The 22,546-nt window shown below is 60.9% G+C and carries 18 protein-coding genes; 15 read left to right on the top strand and 3 right to left on the bottom strand.

All coding sequences use genetic code 11. The annotated features are described in order from the left end of the window. Positions 1-4 precede the first annotated feature (4 nt). The 3 genes from tssK to tagH form a co-directional block, all read right to left on the bottom strand. A complete protein-coding gene (tssK, locus tag AC3WP4_RS07680) occupies positions 5-1,339 on the bottom strand; it encodes a type VI secretion system baseplate subunit TssK (protein WP_074872042.1) in 1,335 nt (444 codons plus the stop codon). 16 nt (positions 1,340-1,355) lie between these two features. Beyond that, positions 1,356-1,862: a type VI secretion system lipoprotein TssJ gene (gene tssJ, locus AC3WP4_RS07675; protein WP_074872044.1), complete on the bottom strand. Its 507-nt coding sequence runs from the start codon at positions 1,860-1,862 to the stop codon at positions 1,356-1,358. A gap of 61 nt (positions 1,863-1,923) precedes the next feature. Next, positions 1,924-3,324, bottom strand: coding sequence for a type VI secretion system-associated FHA domain protein TagH (gene tagH, locus AC3WP4_RS07670; RefSeq protein WP_102614538.1), 1,401 nt, complete (start codon positions 3,322-3,324; stop codon positions 1,924-1,926). A 403-nt stretch (positions 3,325-3,727) separates the two neighbouring features. Between tagH and tssA the strand changes: the two genes are divergently transcribed. The 15 genes from tssA (at position 3,728) to comJ (ending at position 22,543) form a co-directional block, all read left to right on the top strand. Then, positions 3,728-4,762, top strand: a complete 1,035-nt coding sequence (gene tssA, locus AC3WP4_RS07665) for a type VI secretion system protein TssA (RefSeq protein WP_102614537.1) — start codon at positions 3,728-3,730, stop codon at positions 4,760-4,762. Positions 4,763-4,842: 80 nt separating this feature from the next. Continuing rightward, positions 4,843-5,352 carry a type VI secretion system contractile sheath small subunit gene (gene tssB / locus AC3WP4_RS07660; protein ID WP_102614536.1) on the top strand — a complete coding sequence of 170 codons (510 nt, stop codon included), beginning with the start codon at positions 4,843-4,845 and terminating at the stop codon, positions 5,350-5,352. 15 nt (positions 5,353-5,367) lie between these two features. Further along, positions 5,368-6,861, top strand: coding sequence for a type VI secretion system contractile sheath large subunit (tssC, locus tag AC3WP4_RS07655; protein ID WP_074872049.1), 1,494 nt, complete (start codon positions 5,368-5,370; stop codon positions 6,859-6,861). A 234-nt stretch (positions 6,862-7,095) separates the two neighbouring features. Continuing rightward, positions 7,096-7,584 (top strand): Hcp family type VI secretion system effector, encoded by a 489-nt coding sequence (locus AC3WP4_RS07650; RefSeq protein ID WP_074872051.1) that lies wholly within the window; start codon positions 7,096-7,098, stop codon positions 7,582-7,584. 81 nt (positions 7,585-7,665) lie between these two features. Next, positions 7,666-8,124: a type VI secretion system amidase effector protein Tae4 gene (locus AC3WP4_RS07645; RefSeq protein ID WP_076029268.1), complete on the top strand. Its 459-nt coding sequence runs from the start codon at positions 7,666-7,668 to the stop codon at positions 8,122-8,124. Further along, positions 8,121-8,561, top strand: coding sequence for a hypothetical protein (locus AC3WP4_RS07640; RefSeq protein ID WP_102614535.1), 441 nt, complete (start codon positions 8,121-8,123; stop codon positions 8,559-8,561). Before AC3WP4_RS07645 ends, AC3WP4_RS07640 begins: the two co-directional genes overlap by 4 nt. A 10-nt stretch (positions 8,562-8,571) precedes the next feature. Further along, entirely contained in the window at positions 8,572-9,069 is a 498-nt protein-coding gene (locus AC3WP4_RS07635) for a hypothetical protein (RefSeq protein WP_232252230.1), read from the top strand. Beyond that, on the top strand, positions 9,063-9,575 hold the full coding sequence (tssE, locus tag AC3WP4_RS07630) for a type VI secretion system baseplate subunit TssE (RefSeq protein WP_074872059.1): 513 nt from the start codon (positions 9,063-9,065) through the stop codon (positions 9,573-9,575). Before AC3WP4_RS07635 ends, tssE begins: the two co-directional genes overlap by 7 nt. Next, positions 9,572-11,431, top strand: coding sequence for a type VI secretion system baseplate subunit TssF (gene tssF, locus AC3WP4_RS07625; RefSeq protein WP_102614534.1), 1,860 nt, complete (start codon positions 9,572-9,574; stop codon positions 11,429-11,431). The genes tssE and tssF overlap by 4 nt, the downstream gene beginning before the upstream one ends. Further along, positions 11,395-12,435, top strand: coding sequence for a type VI secretion system baseplate subunit TssG (gene tssG / locus AC3WP4_RS07620; protein ID WP_102614533.1), 1,041 nt, complete (start codon positions 11,395-11,397; stop codon positions 12,433-12,435). Before tssF ends, tssG begins: the two co-directional genes overlap by 37 nt. Before the next feature lie 4 nt (positions 12,436-12,439). Next, a complete protein-coding gene (gene tssH / locus AC3WP4_RS07615) occupies positions 12,440-15,118 on the top strand; it encodes a type VI secretion system ATPase TssH (RefSeq protein WP_102614532.1) in 2,679 nt (892 codons plus the stop codon). A 172-nt stretch (positions 15,119-15,290) separates the two neighbouring features. Next, positions 15,291-17,228, top strand: coding sequence for a type VI secretion system Vgr family protein (locus AC3WP4_RS07610; RefSeq protein WP_102614531.1), 1,938 nt, complete (start codon positions 15,291-15,293; stop codon positions 17,226-17,228). 18 nt (positions 17,229-17,246) lie between these two features. Next, positions 17,247-17,681, top strand: a complete 435-nt coding sequence (locus tag AC3WP4_RS07605; protein WP_008007718.1) for a DcrB-related protein — start codon at positions 17,247-17,249, stop codon at positions 17,679-17,681. Positions 17,682-17,693: 12 nt separating this feature from the next. Then, complete coding sequence (locus tag AC3WP4_RS07600; RefSeq protein ID WP_102614530.1) at positions 17,694-22,064, top strand: RHS repeat-associated core domain-containing protein; 4,371 nt, start codon at positions 17,694-17,696, stop codon at positions 22,062-22,064. Beyond that, complete coding sequence (comJ, locus tag AC3WP4_RS07595) at positions 22,064-22,543, top strand: competence protein ComJ (RefSeq protein WP_074872069.1); 480 nt, start codon at positions 22,064-22,066, stop codon at positions 22,541-22,543. Before AC3WP4_RS07600 ends, comJ begins: the two co-directional genes overlap by 1 nt. Positions 22,544-22,546: the final 3 nt, after the last annotated feature.

Raw genomic sequence — 22,546 nt, 5'->3', positions numbered from 1 at the left:
CGGTTTATCCTCGGATCGCCCAGAAAGCCAGGTTCAACCCCGGGAACTGCCCCGCGATGTGGAACGCAAAACCGCCGGAGTTGGCCAGTTGCTGCCAATGCTCGCTGCCCCGGTCCAGTTCGTAATAGGTGGAGCCGGCGTGATAAGGAAGTTGCCGTGGTGCCACCGGCAGCGGCAGCAGGCCAATGCCCGGCAATTGCAGGTTGACCAGGTTGCGGATGTGCTCCACCGAGCCGACCTTGCTCTGTTGGCCGAAGTGACCGCGCAGGGTTTCGGCGGGCACGTCGGCGCGCACCACCAGGATGAAGCTGGCGCTGTCGAGCAGGGTCTTGTCGGCCAGCATCGCCACATGCACGCCGTAGGCTTTTTCGACAATCGGAATCGGCGTGGCCTTGCTGTCGATCAACATCGACAGCGCTTCACGCAAGGCTTGCATCACCGGCGCAAAACTCAGCGCGAGGTTATCGTGCTGGTACTGCGGATATTCCTGCGGTCGCCGCCCGGAAGCGGTAAAGGTCGAGAACTCGCCGGCCAGGCTCACCAGTTCGCTGTAGAACCGCTCGGGGTGCAACGGACTCAACTGGCTCAAGTGCTGAATCAACGGCTGAGCGCGGTTGACCAGTTGCAGCAGCATGAAGTCGGCAATTTCCGAGGCACCGCCGGCACCGGACGCCACCACCCGCCCGGCGAGGGCTTCGCCACGTTGGTGCAGCAGGCCCAGCAGTTCGCTGCGAAACGCGGCCAGCGGTTTGGCGGCGGAGACATCCAGCAGCGGCGGGATGTAAGTGTCGTCGAGCACCAGGGCGCGGTCGGCGCGTTTCTCCTTGATTCGTACCAGGCCGATGGCGGCGTAGTCGCTGATGCCATCCTCGGCAATCAACAATCGCAGCGCCCTGGAACCCACGGCCACTGGCGCACGGTTTTCGAACGGTGCGTTGTCGTCCCGTACTTCGCGCACCTGGCTCACGTAGCGCGCAGCGCCCAGGGTTTCGCCGTCATCAACGGTGTCCCGGGCACCGGCGCGCTTGAGCGGCAAGGCCAGGTACACCAAGCCATCGCGCAGGTTGTCGTCGACATTCAGTGGGCTCGGCGCCAGGTCATCCTGGGGAATGTTGAAGGGCGTGCCGTCCGGCAACAGCCCCCGCGCCGAGATGATTGCCAGTTTGCCCTGGGCCAACAGGCCCTGATCGATCAGCAATTCGGAGAAACCCCAGGCGCCGGCCGATAACGGGCGGCTTCGGGCGTCGATGAGGTTTTCCAGGTAACGGTCATGCTGTTGGAAGTGCTGCGTTCCAATGAACATGCCTTCTGACCAGACCACGCGATTGTTCCAGGACATGGGAGCTCCGATTGCTTTATTGGGCAGGGCTGGATGGGGGAACCACGACGGCGCTGCGCACGGCGCGCACATCGAGGCTGATCTGGTATTCGGTGTATTGGCGCGGCGGGACATTCATCACCGTGCGCCACAACGACTGATCCAGTTCGCGATAGCCCACCAGCACACCGATGTGGCGGGTGGCCGGATCGAGGTCGCGTTGCAGGCTCAATTGCTGGCCGGGCTGGACCAGCACTTCGTCCTGGTCGATCAGGTCTGCGCCGAGCGTCGCCTGGGCGCGTTCGGCCAAGGCGAAATAATCGGCACGGCCGAAGGTGGCGGCATTTTTCAGTTCGAAAATGCGCACCCGGACCGGGGCCGGTTGGCCGCTGGTGCCGGGGTTGAGGCTGGCGATGGCGTGGAAGTGCAACTCGACGGCGGCGGTGTCGGCCTCGGCCTCAGCGGCCTCGGGTTTGACCGTATCCTTGGCACACGCGGCCAGCAGAAGCACGGTGGCGACTGCGAGTAAAAACCTGGGAATCATCCTGCGTCCTCAATGACGTTTCAGCTATCCGTTGTTCCATTTTTTGCTATGAATGGCGCGCTCAGCCGCGACGCTGCCTTGTACTGTGTTGTTCGTAGGCGCGGCTGAATTCCCGACCGAACAGGTCCTGGAAATCCTCTTGGGCCTCACGGGAAATATTGCTGTAGAGCTCGGTGAACTGCTGCCAGTACTGGGCCTGTCGCGAGCCATTGAAAATGCTCGACAGGCCACCGGGTTTGCCCATGCGCTCTTCCAGTTGCGCCGGCTCGAAGCGCGCCAACAGGTGCTTGATCGCCGCTTCCACACCGGCCATCACTGCCAATTGGTGGGCACGCAAATCATCGAAGCTGTCGCGCACCGCCAGGTCCGGCGCCATGAACGCCTGATTGCTCTGGCGCAACAGCAACAGCAAGGCTTCATCGACATTGGGCGCGAATTTCAGCGGATTGTTTTCCACCGGTTGAATCATCGTCTGCTGAATGCGGAACTCGCCCTTGAGACTGCTGCGGGCACGCAAGACATCGATCAGGCCCTCGACCATCAGCCGATAACTGCGGCCGATGCTTTCCATCTGCGCTTCGGCCTGGGCCTTGTCCAGGCGCAACTGATCCAGCCCGGCGCCACGCAGGAAGGCTTGCAACAGGTCGGGTTGAGCGTTGTCGGCCGAACTGACCGGATTGACCGGGCGTTCGACGATGGCCGCGGGCGGTTCGGGGGCCGGCTCGATCGGCACGCGGAGTTCAGGCATGGGGGGCGGCGCAACCTCTGCGACCGGCAAAGGGGCGACCGCTACCGGCACAGGCGTGTCGCTGAACAGATCCCAATCTTCCGGAATCACCGGCATTGACGTCTGCGGCACAGGCTCGATCACAGGCGTTGGATGGGGTATCGGGGTCGGTGGTCGGAAGTCATGCTGCTCGGCCGGGACATGGTCGGGCTGGGTGGCCGGCGGGATGGTGGTCGGTGCCAGGAAGTCAAACAGGTCTGGCAGTGTGTCCATTGCCGACACACCCTGAAAATGTGCAGGTGGTGTCATGGACAGCGACGTCGGAGCAGTCGCAACGGCGCCCTGGCGCCCCATCATGGCCTCGAAGCTATTGGACGAATCAGCGAAAGGGTTGCTGTCGGTCGCCGGCAGACTGAAGTCGATGCGCGCCTGGATTTCGTAATCACCGATTCTAATAACTTCGCCATCTTGCAATGGCTCGCTGTTTCCTTTGCGCAAACGAATACCGGCCTTGACCAATTCCACACCATTAGTGCTGTTATCGGTTAAGTAGTAGCGGCCATCTTTGTATTGAATTACGCAATGTTTGCCGGACACCAAGCGCTCGGGGTCAGGCAATATCCAGTCATTATCCAAATTGCGGCCAATCGCCATCACACCCTGATCCATGGATTTTTCAGAGCACTGACCCGGGGTAATTTTGTGATAACTAGTGATAGTCAAACACAGCGACATCTTGCCTCCTTGCTGAACACTTTGCGCGCGGGCGAGTGAGGGACTTAACGCCCGAGCGACTCGCCGACAACCCTTGCAAACAACCTGAAAAACCACGTTTTACCAGCATGATTGCTGATCTTAACCGTCTTTCGTGACAAAAAACCTGCACCAGTGCCCGCCTCGACCCACTGGTCGCGCGGGTTGTTAAGCACCTCACATCTGTCACACAGGGGAAATAGCTTACCTTGACAAGCCATAAGTACTACACCAAAAATGCACAACTTCTTGAATATGAATGATGGCACTTTAAGATCACTGCGCATCTAAAGGGCCATTACATTCAAGGAAACATGTGAAGCTCCACTTGGAACTAACATGGAACTGCCCGACTCTCGAGCGGGCGATATGGAGATCAAATTCAGTGGAAGTGCCTTTGTTGCTCGCCGCCGTGTCCGCGACTTCGCCTTGTGGCGAAGATCTGGAATATGACGCGGATTTTTTGCACCTGGAACGCGACTCCCTAGGCAAGCCCGAGCGCAGCATGGGCGATTCGATATTGCCTGCCGAACCCCCAGAATGGCGCAGCATCCAGCAGCAAAGCATGGCGTTGTTGCAACGCAGCAAAGACCTGCGCATCACCCATTTCCTTTTGCAAAGCTCCCTTGCCCTCGAAGGCGTCAGCGGCCTGGCCCGCGTCCTGACACTGATCAGCGAATTGCTCAAGCAGTACTGGGCCGACCTGCATCCGCGTCTGGATGCCGAAGACAACAACGACCCCACTGTGCGCATCAATGCCCTCGCCGGCCTGACGTCCGATGCCACCATTCGCCTGTTGCGCGAAAGCATCCTGGCCCGTTCGCGAACCTTTGGCGCTGTCAGCCTGCGCGCCGCCGCCAATGCCAGCGGCCTGCAAAGCTTCCCTGACGAAAACCTCGGCGCCGAACAGCTCGCCGGGGCGTTCCTCGACAGCGATCCCGAACAGCTTGAAATCACCCGCGCCGCCCTGCACGAGGCCCGCAGTGCTGCCGAGGCCATCGAACAGCACGTCAGCGAACAAGTTGGTTCCGCCCAAGGCGTTGACCTTGGCCCGTTGAAGCAACCGCTCAAAATGGCTTTGCAGATCCTCGGCCAGTTCGCCCCGCAGAGCGGTGACAGCCCCCTGCCCGATGCCCTCGGTGACGACAGCGCCGCGCCGGTTGAACACGCCACCACACCGAGCGCACCGAGTGCTCCGCGCAGTACCGGCACTGGCGAGATCAACAACCGCGACGACGTGCTGCGCAGCCTGGACCGGATTCTTGCGTACTACACCCGTCATGAGCCCTCCAGCCCGCTGCCGGTGCTGTTGAACCGGGCGAAGAATCTGGTGCACGCCGACTTTGCGGCCATCGTGCGCAATCTGATTCCCGACGGCATGAGCCAATTTGAAAATCTGCGCGGACCAGACAGCGAATAAAAGCGAACGGATCACGCAGTCACGTCACCGGTATCACCGGTGACGCCAACACCGTCGCTTGAGCGACCAGGAGCAGCAACGTGGCGAAGCAAAGTTCTCAGAAATTCATCGCGCGCAACCGTGCGCCTCGAGTGCAGATCGAGTACGACGTCGAGCTTTACGGCGCCGAGAAAAAGGTCCAGTTGCCCTTCGTCATGGGCGTCATGGCGGACCTCGCCGGCAAGCCCGCCGAGCCTCTGGCACCCGTGGCCGATCGCAAGTTCCTGGAGGTGGATGTCGACAACTTCGACTCGCGCCTCAAGGCCATGCAGCCACGCGTCGCGTTCAACGTGCCCAACGAGCTGACCGGCGAAGGCAACCTGAGCCTGGACATCACCTTTGAAAGCATGGACGACTTCAGCCCCGCCGCCGTGGCGCGCAAGGTCGACTCGCTGAACAAGCTGCTCGAAGCGCGCACCCAACTGGCCAACCTGCTGACCTACATGGACGGCAAGACTGGCGCCGAAGAAATCATCATGAAGGCCATCAAGGATCCGGCGCTGCTCCAGGCACTTGCCAGTGCGCCGAAGCCAGCCGAGCCTCAGGCTTAATCAGGACGAATGATCATGACCGATTCAGTACGTGCAGACGCTCAGACACTGAGCACCACCGAAGAAGCCAGCGAGTTCGCCTCCCTGCTGCTGCAAGAATTCAAACCCAAGACCGACCGTGCCCGCGAAGCCGTCGAGACCGCCGTGCGCACCCTGGCCGAACAGGCCCTGGCACAGACCGACCTGGTGTCCAACGACGCGATCAAGTCGATCGAGTCGATCATCGCCGCCATCGACGCCAAGCTCACCGCTCAGGTCAATCAGGTCATTCACCACCCCGATTTCCAGCAACTGGAAAGCGCCTGGCGTGGCCTGCACTACCTGGTCAACAACACCGAGAGCGACGAGCAACTGAAGATCCGCGTGCTCAACATCTCCAAGAATGATCTGCACAAGACCCTGAAGAAATTCAAGGGCACCGCGTGGGACCAGAGCCCGATCTTCAAGAAGATGTACGAGGAAGAATACGGCCAGTTCGGCGGCGAACCTTACGGTTGCCTGGTGGGCGATTACTACTTCGACCAGTCGCCTCCAGACGTGGAACTGTTGGGCGAACTGTCGAAAGTCTGCGCCGCCATGCACGCCCCATTCATCGCCGCCGCCTCGCCGACCGTGATGGGCATGGGCTCGTGGCAGGAACTGTCGAACCCGCGCGATCTGACCAAAATCTTCACCACCCCGGAATACGCCGGCTGGCGCTCGCTGCGCGAATCGGAAGACTCGCGCTACATCGGCCTGACCATGCCGCGCTTCCTCGCGCGTCTGCCGTATGGCGCCAAGACCGATCCGGTGGAGGCCTTCGCCTTCGAAGAAAGCACCGACGGTGCCGACAGCTCCAAGTACACCTGGGCCAACGCCGCTTACGCGATGGCGGTGAACATCAACCGCTCGTTCAAACACTTCGGCTGGTGCTCGCGCATTCGTGGCGTGGAGTCTGGCGGTGAAGTAGAAAACCTGCCGGCGCACACCTTCCCGACTGACGATGGTGGCGTGGACATGAAATGCCCGACCGAAATCGCCATTTCGGACCGCCGTGAAGCGGAGCTGGCGAAGAACGGTTTCATGCCGCTGCTGCACAAGAAAAACACCGACTTCGCCGCGTTCATCGGCGCCCAGTCGTTGCAGAAACCGGCCGAGTACGACGACCCGGACGCCACCGCCAACGCCAACCTGGCCGCGCGCCTGCCGTACCTGTTCGCCACCTGCCGTTTCGCTCATTACTTGAAGTGCATCGTGCGCGACAAGATCGGCTCCTTCAAAGAGAAGGACGAAATGCAGCGCTGGTTGCAGGACTGGATCCTCAACTACGTCGACGGTGATCCGGCGCACTCCACCGAAACCACCAAGGCTCAGCATCCATTGGCTGCGGCCGAAGTGATCGTCGAGGATGTGGAAGGCAACCCGGGGTACTACAACTCCAGGTTCTACCTGCGCCCGCACTATCAGCTCGAAGGCCTGACCGTGTCGCTGCGCCTGGTATCCAAGCTGCCTTCGGCCAAAGGCGCATAAAAGACTGCAGCGGCACGCTTGTGTGGGAGCCGGGCTTGCCCGCGATGGCATCAACGCGGTTCTGCTGAAAAACCGCAGTGCCTGCATCGCGGGCAAGCCCGGCTCCCACAGGTTCTGTGCCTTGACTGGCATTGGACCAGGCTCGAGAAAGCGTGATTCTGCAGTAGCTTTGAACAGATTTCGCAAGGTCGGCGTCAACCAAACAATGTGGTAGAGACCACACAGGGAGAAAACATGGCTGTTGATATTTTCATCAAGATCGGCGACATCAAGGGCGAGTCCATGGACAAGGCCCACAAGGACGAAATCGACGTCTTGAACTGGAGCTGGGGCATGGCTCAGTCCGGCAACATGCACGTGGGCAGCGGCGGCGGTGCCGGCAAGGTGAATATCCAGGACCTGTCGCTGACCAAATACGTCGACAAGGCCACGCCGAACCTGATGATGCACTGCGCCAGCGGCAAGCACATCGACAAGGTCAAGCTGACCGTGCGCAAGGCCGGCGGTGAAAGCCAGGTCGAGTACATGATCATCAACCTGGAAGAAGTGCTGATCACTTCCCTGAGCACCGGCGGCTCGGGCAGCGATGATCGCCTGACCGAAAACGTCACCCTGAACTTCGCCAAGGTGCTGGTGGACTATCAGCCACAAAAAGCCGACGGCACCAAGGACGGCGGGCCGGTCAAGTTCGGCTGGAACATCCGCCAGAACGTCAAGGTGTAATCGAAGAGGCCCCCGGCGTTATGCGCCGGGGGTGTTTTGGTGCTTGCTCGAATCCAATCCTTTCCCTGCGGTGTCTGAGTCATGGCCAAGCCTTCGTTTATTAATTTGTGGAAAGCGTATTCCGATCTGCTGGTTACTCATCCTGACGCAAAGCCTTGCGACGGTCCGTGGGCAAACCAGTGCGCTATCCGTATGAGCATGACGCTCAATGCGGAGCTGACCATCAAGGTCAATAAATCTACCTATACCGAACCCAAATGTGCGCATGAACATGCCAGGGGAGCCGAGTCGCTGGCGAACTGGTTATGGAAGCACCATCTGGGGCGGCCACTGATTCTCGGTGGAAGTGCCGAAGAACGCCGCAAGTTGAAAGACAAGACCGGGCTCATCTTCTTCAAGGACTGTTTCCGGCAGCCTGGGGAAGCTGCAGAAAATCGCACGGGCGACCATATCGACCTTTGGAATCGCGGTTTTACCATCGGCCGTTACAGCGACCTTACCTACCAATCCAGAGCCATCTGGTTCTGGGAGCTGACATGATCAAATCCAGCCGAAACCTGGCGGCCTTGTGCTGCGTGTTGCCGAGCCTGTGGGCGTGTGCCGGCCAGGAAACTACTCCAGCTTCCGAGGATCAAGTCGTCACCTTGGGCGGACAACGATTGATGCTGGAGAACGATCAGCAGCAATGCGTGTTGCGTAAACCGGATCAGAGCGTGCTGCCCCTCGAAATGCCATGGCCTTGCCAATTTGCTGTCGACCGACAGGGCAAACCTCACGTCGAATCCTTCAACAACGTACCGATCGTGATCGTGCTGCATGTGAACGTTGACCCAGCGAACAGTCGTGAATGCCGGTCCGAGTACCGCGCCATTCGTCAAATCAACGGCCAGCTCGAACCTTCGATCGTCGCACCCAGTGCCAGTTGCTTGCGCGGTGCAGGCGATCAGAAAGACTACACAGCGCTTTTCACTTGGTAAGCGACTTCACATGCAATCGCCCACGACTTTGCGTATCACTCATGACAGGTTGGCTTTGAGGCTTGAAATGACTAAGCGAACCCTGTTGATTCTGCTCTCTAGCGGCCTCCTGTTGAGCGCTAATGCCTGGGCCGAACAAAAGCAACTCGCGGCACCCAGCAATCAAATCATTTTTGCCGGACAAACACTGACCCTGGAAAACCACGATCAGCAATGCGCCTTGCGCAAACAGGACCAAAGCCTCTTGAAACTAGACATGCCGTGGCCTTGTTTTCTGAGTGTCGACCGAAAAGGTCAGCCACGGGTCGAAATCTTCAACAACGCCCAAATCATTATCGTGGAACACTCCACACCCGAACCCGCTCCGAGCCATGATTGTGACGCTCGGTATCAGGCCATCCGCCAAATCAAAGACCAGCCCATGGAAGTGTCGAAAGTCGCTCATAGTGCTGGCTGCATGACCGGCGTCATGGACCAGAAAAGTTTCGTGGCGCATTTCTCGTGGTAACCGAAATCGCCACCCGCGATCGTCTGCAACCGTCCCTGCTGGACCGGTTGACCGATGACGACCCGAGCAACCTCAAGGAAAGCGCCGACAAGCGCGTGCTCTCCCTGACTCAACTGAAAGCCTCGGTGCTGCGTGACCTGGCGTGGCTGCTCAACACCACTTCATTGCTCGGCGCCGATGCGACGTTGCACACCCCGGCCGGCACGTCGGTGATCAACTTCGGGCTGCCAGCCCTGGCCGGCAACAGTGCGTCGAATGTCGATATCGCGGCGCTTGAAGCGTTGATCCACCAGGCCATCGCCACGTTCGAGCCGCGGATTTTGCGTAACACCTTGCGCGTGCGGGCCCGGGCATCCGCCGAGATGAACCACAACGCCCTGAGTTTCGAGATCGAAGGCGATCTCTGGGCCCAGCCTGTGCCGTTGCGTCTGATGCTGCAGACCGACCTGGACCTGGAATCCGGCCATGTGCGCGTGATCAACGCCGATCAGCGGAGACGCTCATGAACCCGCGCCTGCTGGAGCTGTACAACCAGGAATTGCACCACGTGCGCGAAAGCGCGGCGGAGTTTGCTCAGGAATACCCGAAGATCGCCAGTCGGCTGACGTTGTCCGGCATGGACTGCGCCGACCCGTACGTCGAGCGCTTGCTGGAAGGTTTTGCTTATCTGACGGCGCGGGTACAGCTCAAGCTCGATGCCGAATACCCGACCTTCACCCACAACCTGCTGGAAATCGCTTATCCCCATTACCTGGCGCCGACACCGTCGATGACCGTGGTGCAATTGCAGGCCGACCCCGATGAAGGCTCGCTGAGCAGCGGCTTCCCGCTGCCCCGGGACACAGTCCTGCGCACCGCCCTGGGCCGCGAAAGCCAAACCTGCTGCGAGTACCGCACCGCCCATGCGGTGACGTTGTGGCCGTTGCAGGTCAGCCAGGCCGAGTACTTCGGCAACCCGTCCGCCGTGCTCGGGCGCCTGGCCGCCAGCGAGCCCAAGGCTAAGGCCGGTCTGCGCCTGACCCTGCGCACCGGCGCCGAACTGCCGTTCAACAGTCTGGCCCTGGACAACCTGCCGTTGTACCTCAGTGGCGCAGACGAGCAGCCCTTCCGTCTCTATGAACAGTTGCTGGGCAATGCCTGTGCCGTGTTCGTCCGCCAGCCCGGCGCCGACTGGGTGGAACGCCTGCCGCAGGACGCACTGCGCTCCCAGGGATTCGACGATACCGACGCCGCGCTGCCGGTGGTGTCGCGAGCCTTCCAGGGCTATCGCCTGTTGCAGGAATACTTCGCCCTGCCCCAGCGCTTTCTGTTTGTCGATTTCACCCAGTTGAGCCGTGCAGTCAAGCGCTGCAATGGCCAGGAACTGGAATTGATCGTGCTGTTCGACCGTCACGATCCGAGCCTGGAAGGCAGCGTCGGAGCCGCGCAGTTCCTGCCGTTCTGCACCCCGGCAATCAACTTGTTTCCCAAGCGCCTTGATCGCATCCACTTGTCGGAACGGGTCAATGAACACCATGTGATCGCCGACCGCACCCGGCCAATGGATTTCGAGATTCATTCCCTGACCACCCTCACCGGCCACGGCACCGGGTCGGAGCAGCCTTTTTTGCCGTTCTATGCGGTACGCGATCCATCTCGCTACGGCCGCGACCAGGCCTGGTACACGGTGCGGCGCGAACCCCGCGTGCTGTCCAGCGGCCAGCGGCGCAACGGCCCGCGCTCGACGTACATCGGCAGCGAAACCTTCGTCAGCCTGGTGGACAGCCAGCAGGCGCCTTATCGCCACGACTTGCGCCAACTGGGTGTCACCGCGTTGTGCACCAACCGCGACCTGCCGCTGTTCATGAGTGTGGGCAACAGCAAGACCGACTTCACCCTGGCCGACAGCGCACCTGTGGCGGCGGTGCGCTGCGTGGCAGGCCCGAGCCGTCCACGCGCCAGCCATGCCCATGACGCCAAGGCGTGGCGATTGATCAGCCAGCTGTCGCTGAATTACCTGTCCCTGAGCGAACAAGGCGAAGGCGCCGCCGCCCTGCGCGAACTGCTGCGCCTGTACGGCGACAGCAACGACGCGGCGTTGCAATTGCAGATCGAAGGCCTGCGCGAAGTCAGCAGCAAGGCTTGCACCCGACGCCTGCCGATGCCCGGCCCGATCGTGTTTGGTCGTGGCCTGGAGATCACCCTGGAATTCGATGAAAACGCGTTTCGCGGCACTGGAGTCTTCTTGCTCGGTGCAGTGTTCGAGCGCTTCCTGGCACGCTACGTGTCGATCAACAGTTTTACCGAGACGGTGATCCGTACCACCGAACGCGGCGAGATCATGCGATGGAAAGCCAAGCCAGGACGCCGTCCGACCCTGTGAATACTCTGGACGCGATGCACCAAGAGCCCTGGGAATACGACTTCTTCCAGGCGTTGCGGCGCATCGAGTGCGAATCGCCTGAACTGCCGCGCCTGGGCCATTCGTTGCGCCTGGCCGATGATCCGCTGCGCCTTGGGCAACAGGCCGAATGCACCTTCGCCCCGGCGACCCTCGCGTCGGTACAGCCAGGCGTCGACGGTGCGCCGGCGCGCCTGGAGCAGTTCTTTTTTGGCCTCGGCGGCCCCAACGGCCCATTGCCGCTGCACCTCACCGAATATGTGCGCGAACGCCAGCGCAACAACGCCGACAGCACCAGCAAACGCTTCCTGGATGTGTTCCATCACCGCCTGCTGAGCCTGTTTTACCGGGCCTGGGCCGAAGCGCGGCCGACGGTCAGCCATGACCGCCCGGACGATGACTACTGGTCGGCACGCCTGGCAGCACTGAGCGGCCGCGGCATGCCGAGCCTGCTCAAACAAGGGCTGATCCCCGACACGGCGAAATTGCATTACAGCGGTCATCTGTCGGCACAAACCCGCTACCCGGACGGTTTGAAGGCCATTCTCAGCGAGTACTTCGGCCTGCCGGTGGCGATTGAAGAGTACGTCGGCCAATGGCTGGAACTGCCGGAACGCAGCCGCGTGGGCGTCAGCGCCCATCAATTGGGCATGGATTTTTGCCTGGGCCGTTACGTCTGGGATCGCCAGCACAAATTCCGCATTCGCCTGGGGCCACTCAAGCTCGATGACTACATGAGCATGTTGCCCGGCAGCCAACCCTTCAATGAGCTGGTGGCCTGGGTCGCCGAATACCTGGGCCATGAACTGGACTGGGATCTGAACCTGATTCTGAAACAGCCCGAAGTACCGGCGCTGCAGCTCAATGGCCGCTTCCGCCTGGGGTTCAATACCTGGCTGGGCAAGCCCGAAAAAGATGCCAAGGACTTAATACTGGCCCGGCATTACGCCGAGCAGGCCAACACCTCACAAACCTCAAGGAGCTAAGAGCATGGGTGAAATCAGTCGCGCCGCGTTGTTCGGCAAACTCAACAGCGTGGCCTACAAAGCCATCGAAGCCGCCACCGTGTTCTGCAAGTTGCGCGGTAACCCTTATGTGGAACTGGCCCACTGGTTTCATCAGTTGCTGCAATTGCAGGACTCGGACCTGCACCGTCTCATCCGCCAGTTCAATATCGAGCCGGCACGCCTGGCCCGGGACCTGACCGAAGCCCTGGACCGTTTGCCACGGGGCTCGACTTCAATCACTGACTTGTCCTCCCATGTGGAAGAAGCCGTGGAACGTGGCTGGGTCTACGGCAGCCTGATGTTCGGCGAAAGCCAGGTGCGTACCGGTTACCTGGTGTTGGGCATCCTCAAGACGCCGAGCCTGCGCCACGGGCTGCTCGGGCTGTCGGCAGAGTTCGACAAAATCAAGGTCGAGGCCCTGAGCGAGCGTTTTGACGAATACGTCGGTGACTCGCCGGAAAATGCGCTCAGCGCCAGCGACGGTTTCAACGCCGGCAGCGTGCCCGGTGAAGCCAGCGGCGCCATGGCCCCCAGCGCCATGGGCAAGCAGGAAGCGCTCAAGCGTTTTACCGTGGATCTCACCGAGCAGGCCCGCAGCGGCAAGCTTGACCCGATTGTCGGGCGTGACGAAGAGATCCGCCAACTGGTGGACATCCTCATGCGCCGTCGGCAGAACAACCCGATTCTGACCGGTGAAGCCGGCGTCGGTAAAACCGCCGTGGTCGAAGGTTTTGCCCTGCGCATCGTCGCCGGTGATGTACCGCCAGCGCTCAAGGACGTGGAACTGCGCAGCCTCGACGTCGGCCTGTTGCAGGCCGGCGCGAGCATGAAAGGTGAATTCGAACAGCGCCTGCGCCAGGTCATCGAAGACGTCCAGGCCTCGCCAAAACCGATCATCCTGTTTATCGACGAAGCCCACACGCTGGTCGGTGCCGGTGGCGCCGCCGGCACCGGGGACGCGGCCAATTTGCTCAAGCCAGCCTTGGCCCGGGGCACCCTGCGCACCGTGGCCGCCACCACCTGGGCCGAGTACAAAAAACATATCGAGAAAGACCCGGCCCTGACCCGCCGCTTCCAGGTGGTGCAAGTCGCCGAGCCGTCCGAAGACAAGGCGCTGTTGATGATGCGCGGCGTGGCCTCGACCATGGAGAAACACCATCAGGTGCAGATCCTCGACGAAGCTCTGGAAGCCTCGGTCAAGCTGTCCCATCGCTACATCCCGGCGCGCCAGTTGCCGGACAAATCCGTGAGCCTGCTGGACACCGCTTGCGCCCGGGTTGCCATCAGCCTGCACGCCGTGCCGGCTGAAGTGGACGACAGCCGTCGCCGCATCGAGGCGCTGGAAACCGAACTGCAAATCATCGCCCGCGAGCACGCCATCGGTATCGTCATCGGCGCCCGCCAGAGCAACAGCGAAAACCTGCTGGCCGCCGAGCGCGAACGCCTGGCCGAACTCGAAAGCCGCTGGGCCGAAGAGAAAACCCTGGTGGACGAACTGCTCGCCACCCGCGCCACCCTGCGCGAAAGCGTCGGCGTGGTAGACCGCGACGTTGGCAGTGAAGACAGCCACGCTCTGCGCGAGAAACTGGTGGACCTGCAACTGCGTCTGAGCGCTCTGCAAGGGGAAACCCCGTTGATTCTGCCGACCGTGGATTACCAGGCCGTGGCCTCGGTGGTCGCCGACTGGACCGGTATCCCGGTGGGCCGCATGGCCCGCAACGAACTGGAAACCGTGCTCAACCTCGACCAGCACCTGAAGAAACGCATCATCGGCCAGGACCATGCCTTGCAGATGATCGCCAAGCGCATCCAGACCTCCCGCGCCGGCCTCGACAACCCGAGCAAACCGATTGGCGTGTTCATGCTCGCGGGCACTTCCGGCGTGGGCAAGACCGAAACCGCCCTGGCCTTGGCCGAAGCCATGTACGGCGGCGAGCAGAACGTCATCACCATCAACATGAGCGAATTCCAGGAAGCTCACACCGTGTCCACCCTCAAGGGCGCGCCACCGGGCTACATCGGCTATGGCGAAGGCGGCGTGCTGACCGAAGCCGTGCGGCGCAAACCCTACAGCGTGGTGCTGCTGGACGAGGTGGAAAAAGCCCACCCGGACGTGCACGAGATCTTCTTCCAGGTCTTCGACAAAGGCGTGATGGAGGACGGCGAAGGCCGAGTGATCGACTTCAAGAACACTTTGATCCTGCTGACTACCAACGCGGGTACTGATCTGATTGCCCAGGTCTGCAAAGACCCGCAAAACGTGCCCGAGCCCGAAGAAATCGCGAAGGCCCTGCGCCAGCCGCTGCTGGAGATTTTCCCGCCGGCATTGTTGGGCCGCCTGGTGACCATTCCGTACTACCCGCTCAACGACGACATGCTCAAGGCCATTACCCGCCTGCAACTCAACCGCATCAAAAAGCGCGTGGAGAACACTCATAAAGTGGCCTTCGATTACGACGACGCGGTGATCGACCTGATCGTCTCCCGCTGCACCGAAACCGAAAGCGGCGGGCGGATGATCGACACCATCCTGACCAACAGCCTGTTGCCGGACATGAGCCGCGAGTTCCTCACCCGCATGCTCGAAGGCAAAGCGCTGGCAGGGGTGCGAATCAGCGCCCGGGATAATGAATTGCACTACGACTTCAGCGACGCGGCATAGCCCCTGGAGGAATGCGGTCAGTGTGGGAGCTGGCTTGCCTGCGATTGCGGTGTGACATTCAGCATTGATGTCGACTGATATACCGCTATCGCAGGCAAGCCAGCTCCCACATTTGATCCGGTTCCGGCAGGGAGAAAGCGGCGCGGCGATTACAACGTTTACGGGATAACTGATGCTATTCAAGCAACTCTCACGCCTGGCAAAAATCACCAGCCCCTTGGGGCCGGATGTGCTGTTGCTCAAGGACATGGGCGGCGGCGAAGAGCTGGGGCGGCTGTTCAACTATGAGCTGCAACTGCACTCGCTGGACAACGCCATCGACCTCAACCAGTTGCTGGGCAAACCCATGTGCCTGAGCCTGCAACTGGAGGGCGGTGGCGAACGTCATTTCCATGGCATCGTTGCCCGCTGCAGCCAGAACGTCGACCAGGGCCAGTTCGCCAGCTATCAAGCCACGCTGCGGCCTTGGCTTTGGCTGCTGACCCGCACCTCCGATTGCCGGATTTTCCAGAACCTGACCATCCCGCAGATCATCAAGCAGGTGTTTCGCGACCTGGGTTTTTCCGATTTCGAAGATGCCCTGAGCCGGCCTTATCGCGAGTGGGAATACTGCGTGCAGTATCGCGAAACCAGCTTCGATTTCGTCAGCCGCCTGATGGAACAGGAAGGGATCTACTACTTCTTCCGCCATGAACAGGGTCGTCATGTGCTGGTACTGGCCGATGCTTATGGCGCCCATACCAGTGCGCCCGGCTATGCCTCAGTGCCCTACTACCCCAAGAATGAACAGCAGCGCGAACGCGATCACATCCACGATTGGCACCTGGCCCAGGAAGTCCAGCCAGGTTCGCTGGAACTCAACGACTATGACTTCCAGCGCCCCAGCGCGCGAATTGACGTGCGCTCGACCATGCCCCGTCCACACACCGCCGGCGACTATCCGCTGTACGACTACCCCGGCACTTATGTGCAAAGCGCAGACGGCGAACATTACGCCCGCACCCGCATCGAAGCCTTGCAGACCTTGCACGAACAGGTGGAGTTCGCCGGCAACGCCCGGGGTTTGGGGTCGGGTCATTTGTTCGGCCTCACGGGCTTCAGCCGCCAGGACCAGAACCGCGAATACCTGATCGTCGGCGCCCGTTACTACGTCGCCCAGGAAAGCGGGGAAACCGGCGGCGCGGCTGCTTCGGCACAGTTCGAAAGCAGCCTGACCTGCATCGATGCGCAACAAAGCTACCGCCCCCTGCCCAACACCCACCGCCCTATCGTCAAAGGTCCGCAGACCGCATTGGTGGTCGGCCCCAAGGGCGAGGAAATCTGGACCGACCAGTTCGGCCGGGTGAAGGTGCATTTCTATTGGGACCGCCACGACCAGTCCAACGAAAACAGTTCGTGCTGGATTCGCGTGTCGCAATCCTGGGCCGGTAAAAACTGGGGTTCGATGCAGATCCCGCGGATCGGCCAGGAAGTGATCGTCAGCTTCCTCGAAGGCGACCCGGACCGGCCGATCATCACCGGCCGCGTCTACAACGCCGAACAAACCGTGCCCTACGACTTGCCGGAAAACGCCACCCAGAGCGGCATGAAAAGCCGTTCGAGCAAGGGCGGCACACCGGCGAACTTCAACGAAATCCGCATGGAAGACAAGAAAGGCGCCGAGCAGCTGTACATCCACGCCGAGCGCAATCAGGACATCGTGGTCGAGGTGGATGAAAGCCACTCGGTCGGCCACGACCGCAACAAGAGCGTCGGGCATAACGAGACGGTGACCATCGGCAACAACCGCCTGCGGATCGTCAAACAGGAAGACATTCTTTCGGTGGGCCAGCGCAAGACCGACAGCATCAGCCAGAGCTACGTCATTGAAGTGGGCGAGAACCTGCGGCTGGTCTGTGGTGAAAGCATCCTGGAGCTCAATGCCAGCGGCCAGATCAACCTGACCGGCGTGCAAATCAGCTTCTATGCCAGCGGTGATGCCGAGTTCAACACCGGCGGCGTGCTGCACCTGAACAACGGCGGCGGCGCTGGCGCCACGCCTGATGGCCAGGGCGTCAAGGCCAGCATCGACGCCAACATCAACGCCGCGTTTCCCAAGCCCAAGGGCTAATCACGAGATCTGTGTTCCATGACTTACCGAATCAATGAATTCCAGTTCCAACTGCCGGCAGGCGAACTGCAAGACGCCTCGATCAACATCCTCAAGTTCCCTGAACTGGGTACTTCGCTGATTGTCAGCCGCAGCTTGCTGGCCGAGGGTGAAACCCTGCAAAGCAACTTCGACGACCAGCTCAAGCGTCTGGAAAAACAAGTGCAAGACTTGCGTTTCCAACCGGGCGTCGCCGTGCGCCTGGGTGCCAGCCAGGAAGTCGAAGGCATCGAGTTGCGCAGCCAGTTCAACAAGGGCAACGACAAAGTCTTCCAATACCAGTTGGCACTGGTGTTGCCCGGCACCCGCAAAATGCTCGCCCTGAGCTACGTGAAGGCCGAAAAACTCGGCGATGCCGAAGCCGCGCATTGGGCGACCATCAAGAGTTCGCTGTTGTTCGACGTTCCGGCCTGATGAGCACCCTGCATGTCTGATGCACTCTGGGCCGCCCGGCTGGGCGATGCGCTCGACCACACCTCGATGATGGCCGACATCCTCGGCGGCGTGCTGGAGGTAGCGGCCAACATCGCGATCACCGCACTGGCTACCGCTGCCGTGGTGGCGGCCACGGGCATCACGGTCGTCACCGGGGGGCTGGGTTGCGTCGTGCTTGGCCTGGTGGTGGGCACGATCGTCGGCCTTGCCATGAGCAAGACCGGGGCCGACAAGGGCCTGAGCAATTTGTGCGAGAGCTTCAGTAATTCGCTGTTTCCGCCCACGGTGCAGGCGAACATTCTCACCGGCTCCACCAACACCCTCACCAACAACATTCCCGCCGCTCGGGCCGCCGGGGCGATCCCGTCCCATGTCGCGCCGGCCGGCACCGAACTGGAAATGCCCGAGCCGGAAGCCGAAGCCAGTTACCTCGACATGGCCGAGAGCTTCTTCTCCCAGATGTGGCGCCCCACCGTCGCCACCCCAGCACCCGGCGCGGTGCCCAAGCCGCTGGACCTGCTCGTCTGCATGAAGCATCCGCCGATGCCGCCGCAGTTTCTGGCCGAGGGCTCGGACAAGGTCACCATCAACGGCCAGCCCGCCGTGCGCAGCGGCGACCGCAGCACCTGCGATGCCAAGGTCGTATCGTCCGGGCTGATCTCTTCCAACGTGACCATTGGCGGCGGTTCGGTGGTGGTACGCGAGATCCGCAGCGGCAAGACCCCGGGCGTGGGGCTGGCGGTCACGGCGCTGCTGATGCTCAAGGGCGGCAAAGGCAAGTTCTTCAGCAAATTGCCGTGCATGCTGATCGGTGGCGCGACGTCGATGGCCGTCAGCAGCGCGATGGGTGCGATGGCCAACGCAGCCATGGGCTCGTCGAACCCGGTGCACGCGGCGACCGGGGCCAAGGTGCTGGGGAGCGATGAAGAGCTGGATTTCGTGTTGCCGGGCATTTTGCCGATGGATTGGCAGCGCTTCTACAACAGCCGCGACGAGCGGCGCAATGGGTTGTTTGGCGCGGGTTGGAGTGTGTCCTATGAGGTGCGGGTTGAAATCCTGCCGCACCCGGAGGGCGGCGAAACGCTGGTCTACACCGATGAGCAGGGCCGGCGCATCGACATGGGATCGATTCCCTTGGGCGGTGCGGTGTTCAGTGCGGGGGAAGGGCTGAGTGTTCGGCGCCACGTTAATGGGCAGTTGTTGATTGAAAGCGATGACGGTGTGTATCGGTTGTTCAATCCAACGCCGGGCAATACCGCGTTGCTGCGCCTTGATCAATTGGGTGATCGCAATGACAACCGCATCTACCTCGACTATGACGCCGCCGGACGCCTTGTAAAACTGCGCGACACCTTTGACTTGGTTCAGGTGGAATTGACCTACCTTCAGACCCGGGTCAGTCAGGTGGAACGGGTCTACCCTGACCAACACCGCGAAGTGTTGGTGAGTTATGGCTACGATCAGTCAGCCAACCTGGCCGAAGTGCGCGACGCCACCGGCCTGGTACAACGGCGCTTCAGTTACGACGCCGGACAACGGATGGTCGAGCACCAGTTGCCCACGGGGCTGCGTTGTTTCTATGAATGGGCGCTGATTGAAGACCTTGAATGGCGCGTGGTCCGGCACTGGACCGACGAGGGCGACGCTTACCAGTTCGACTACGACCTCGGCGCCGGTGTCACGCGCATCACCGACGGCTTGCAGCGCGTCAGTACACGGCGCTGGAACACCCAGCACCAGATCACCCAATACACCGACAACCTCGGCCACACCTGGCAGTTCGAGTGGAACGACGAGCGCCAACTGCTCAGCGCCATCGACCCACAGGGCGGTCGCTATGAATACAGCTACGACGATGCCGGCAACCTGATCGGCGAAACCGACCCGCTGGGCCGCAGCGATTCGACCCTCTGGCTCGAGCACTGGGCCTTGCCGCTGGTGAACACCGACGCCGCCGGCAACAGCTGGCAGTACCGCTACGATCAGCGCGGCAACTGCATCGCCGAAACCGATCCGCTGGGCCACATCACCCGCTACCGCTACGACACCCACGGCCAGGTCGTCGAGATCATCGACGCCACCGGCAAAAGCAAAAAACTGCGCTGGAACCCGTTCGGCCAACTGGCGGAGCACATCGATTGCTCGGGTTATCCGACACGGTTCAGCTACGACCACCGGGGCTATCTGCAAGTCATCACCGACGCCCTCGGCGAACGCACCCAATTCAGCTACGACGCCCAGGGGCGCCTGCTCAGCAGCCAATTGCCGGACGGCCGCACCGAGCAGTATCAGCGCGACGTCAGCGGCCAGTTGATCGGCTACACCGATCCGGCCGGGCACACCACGCTCTACCAACACAACCGTCGCGGCCAGGTGCGCCAGCGCACCGACGCCCATGGCAGGCAGGTGCAGTTCGGGTATGACAGCTACGGGCGGCTGCAAGCGCTGATCAACGAGAACGGCGAAAGTTATCGGTTTACCTGGGACGCCGCGGATCGACTGACCGAACAACAAGACCTCGACGGCAGCGCCAAGCGCTACGCCTATGACCCGCTGGATAACGTCGCGGCGGTAACGGCTGTTCCGGCGCCTTACGGCAACGGCTTGGCCATCGTCCCCCAGACGCCTCTGGCCCCCATCGTTCATCGACTGGAACGCGACGCTGTCGGCCGGCTGATCGCCAAAATCACCGACGATGGCCGTACCGACTACACCTACGACCCATTGGACCAGCTCACCGCTGTCACCTTCACCGACCACCACGGCAACGCACAAACCCTGAGCTTCGCCTATGACGCCCTCGGCCAGTTGCTCGCCGAACAAAGCGCGGCTGGCAGCCTGCAACACCACTACGACGAACTCGGCAACCTGATCCAGACCCAACTGCCCGACAGCCGCTGGATCAACCGCCTGTATTACGGCAGCGGCCACCTGCACCAGATCAACCTCGACGGCCAGGTCATCAGCGACTTCGAACGCGACCGCCTGCACCGCGAAGTGCTGCGCACCCAAGGCCAGATCAGCACCCGCAGCGAATACGACCGCAGCGGCCGTTTACGCTCACGCCAACGCCGACACAGCAGCCAACCCTCGCTGATGCCGGCCGCCGTGCAGAAACATTTCGAGTACGACCCCGCCGACAACCTGATCGGCAAACTCGACCAACAACCCGCCGCGCAACACCGCCAACTGCTGCACTACGACGCCACCGGCCGCATCATCGCCAGCCAGGACAGCCTGCACGGCCAGCGCGAAACCTTCGCCTACGACGCCGCCGCCAACCTGCTGGACAGCCCGCAACCCGGCGCCGGGCTGGTGGTGCACAACAAACTGCTGACCTATCAGGACAAACGTTACCGCTACGACGCGTTTGGCCGGATGATCGAAAAACGCAGCGCTAAACGGGGCGTGCAGCGCTTCGGTTACGACGCCGAAAGCCGATTGATCGAAGTGCGCAATGACAACGGCAGCATGGTCAGGATGACCTACGACCCGCTGGGCCGGCGCATCGAAAAAACCGAGCACGACCCCAACGGTTATCCACTGGGAGAAACCCGCTTCACCTGGGACGGCCTTCGCTTGTTGCAGGAACATCGCCATCAACAGACCAGCCTTTACCTCTACGAAGACGAAGGCTACGAACCCCTGGCCCGCGTCGACGGCACCGGCCCGCTGCAAAAAATCCGCTACTACCACAACGACCTCAACGGCCTGCCGGAACAGCTCACCGAAGCGGACGGCCACAACGTCTGGCAGGCGACTTATCGGGTGTGGGGCAACACGTTAGAAGAGGTGCGCGAGCCGTATTACATTGAAGAGCAGAACCTGCGGTTCCAGGGGCAGTACCTGGACCGGGAAACGGGGCTGCATTTCAATACGTTCAGGTTTTATGATCCGGATGTGGGGCGGTTTACGACGCCGGATCCGATTGGGTTGGCGGGAGGATTCAATCTTTACGCATTCGTTCTGAATCCATTCACTTGGTTGGACCCTCTAGGCCTTGCCGGTTGTACGCTGACCAAGGCACGGTCGAAACAGTACGACTACAAACTGCGATTGAAACGCTCAGAGTATCCGCAGACGTTCGGTCATATCGACGGTGCAATCAAGAAAGGTCACCCCTACATTGTGACCATTCAACGTGACACCGCTAAGCTCAATCGCAAACTCAGCTTGAAAGACATCAAGACCAAAACAGGCAAGGATCGGGACGAATGGCCGATGGCAATGTTCAAGGAAGGTGGTAACGGCGCCAGCGTCAAATACATCGATCCTGGCGATAATCGGGGTGCGGGCTCGAGTATCGGCAACGCCCTATCCGACCTCCCCAACGGGACCAGAGTTAAAATCGAGGTTTACTGATGAAAAATAATGCTCAATCTGTGGATCTACTGATATCCCACAGCCAAATTCAATTCCGCTCACGGCCCTTTGACGAAACCTCAAGCCAATGGGGCAAAGTTAACTTGGAGCAGGGTGCGGTCCTCCATAGCGACTATGTTGTGTTTGACCCTCTACCCGAAGATGCTTTCGGGGCAAACGTGCACCTGAAACTGGAAGACAGTTTCAACCTCGACCCCTCCACCCAGCGCTGCATCGTCGTGCCATTTCATGTCACGGATCCCGGTCATGTGGAAATTGCATCCGCTGCTGAAAAATTCAAGGTCGAGCTTGATCTAGAGAAACGCGACTATGCGTTGTATTTCGAGGTTTGTGAGGGTGAAGAAATCTTTTACAAAATCACTCTAGTCCCATCAGACAGCAAAACTCCAGCCAGGTACCTGCTGGACGATCCTTGGGGCGGCGAGAAAGACAAGGTACTGGTAGAGGGACTTCGTTAGAAG

It is taken from the genome of Pseudomonas sp. FW305-20, assembly GCF_058788075.1.
The sequence above is the reverse complement of the archived record's forward strand: the minus strand, read 5'-3'. Positions and strand labels throughout refer to the sequence as shown.

What these genes read in the sequence shown, in the direction of transcription:
- tssH (WP_102614532.1), top strand. Translation starts at nt 12,440, where the DNA reads ATGGGTGAAATCAGTCGCGCCGCGTTGTTCGGCAAACTCAACAGCGTG.
- AC3WP4_RS07610 (WP_102614531.1), top strand. Translation starts at nt 15,291, where the DNA reads ATGCTATTCAAGCAACTCTCACGCCTGGCAAAAATCACCAGCCCCTTG.
- AC3WP4_RS07600 (WP_102614530.1), top strand. Translation starts at nt 17,694, where the DNA reads ATGTCTGATGCACTCTGGGCCGCCCGGCTGGGCGATGCGCTCGACCAC.
- tagH (WP_102614538.1), bottom strand. Translation starts at nt 3,324, where the DNA reads ATGTCGCTGTGTTTGACTATCACTAGTTATCACAAAATTACCCCGGGT.
- AC3WP4_RS07635 (WP_232252230.1), top strand. Translation starts at nt 8,572, where the DNA reads ATGCAATCGCCCACGACTTTGCGTATCACTCATGACAGGTTGGCTTTG.
- AC3WP4_RS07650 (WP_074872051.1), top strand. Translation starts at nt 7,096, where the DNA reads ATGGCTGTTGATATTTTCATCAAGATCGGCGACATCAAGGGCGAGTCC.
- tssJ (WP_074872044.1), bottom strand. Translation starts at nt 1,862, where the DNA reads ATGATTCCCAGGTTTTTACTCGCAGTCGCCACCGTGCTTCTGCTGGCC.
- tssF (WP_102614534.1), top strand. Translation starts at nt 9,572, where the DNA reads ATGAACCCGCGCCTGCTGGAGCTGTACAACCAGGAATTGCACCACGTG.
- tssC (WP_074872049.1), top strand. Translation starts at nt 5,368, where the DNA reads ATGACCGATTCAGTACGTGCAGACGCTCAGACACTGAGCACCACCGAA.
- AC3WP4_RS07645 (WP_076029268.1), top strand. Translation starts at nt 7,666, where the DNA reads ATGGCCAAGCCTTCGTTTATTAATTTGTGGAAAGCGTATTCCGATCTG.
- comJ (WP_074872069.1), top strand. Translation starts at nt 22,064, where the DNA reads ATGAAAAATAATGCTCAATCTGTGGATCTACTGATATCCCACAGCCAA.
- tssK (WP_074872042.1), bottom strand. Translation starts at nt 1,339, where the DNA reads ATGTCCTGGAACAATCGCGTGGTCTGGTCAGAAGGCATGTTCATTGGA.
- tssG (WP_102614533.1), top strand. Translation starts at nt 11,395, where the DNA reads ATGGAAAGCCAAGCCAGGACGCCGTCCGACCCTGTGAATACTCTGGAC.
- AC3WP4_RS07605 (WP_008007718.1), top strand. Translation starts at nt 17,247, where the DNA reads ATGACTTACCGAATCAATGAATTCCAGTTCCAACTGCCGGCAGGCGAA.
- AC3WP4_RS07640 (WP_102614535.1), top strand. Translation starts at nt 8,121, where the DNA reads ATGATCAAATCCAGCCGAAACCTGGCGGCCTTGTGCTGCGTGTTGCCG.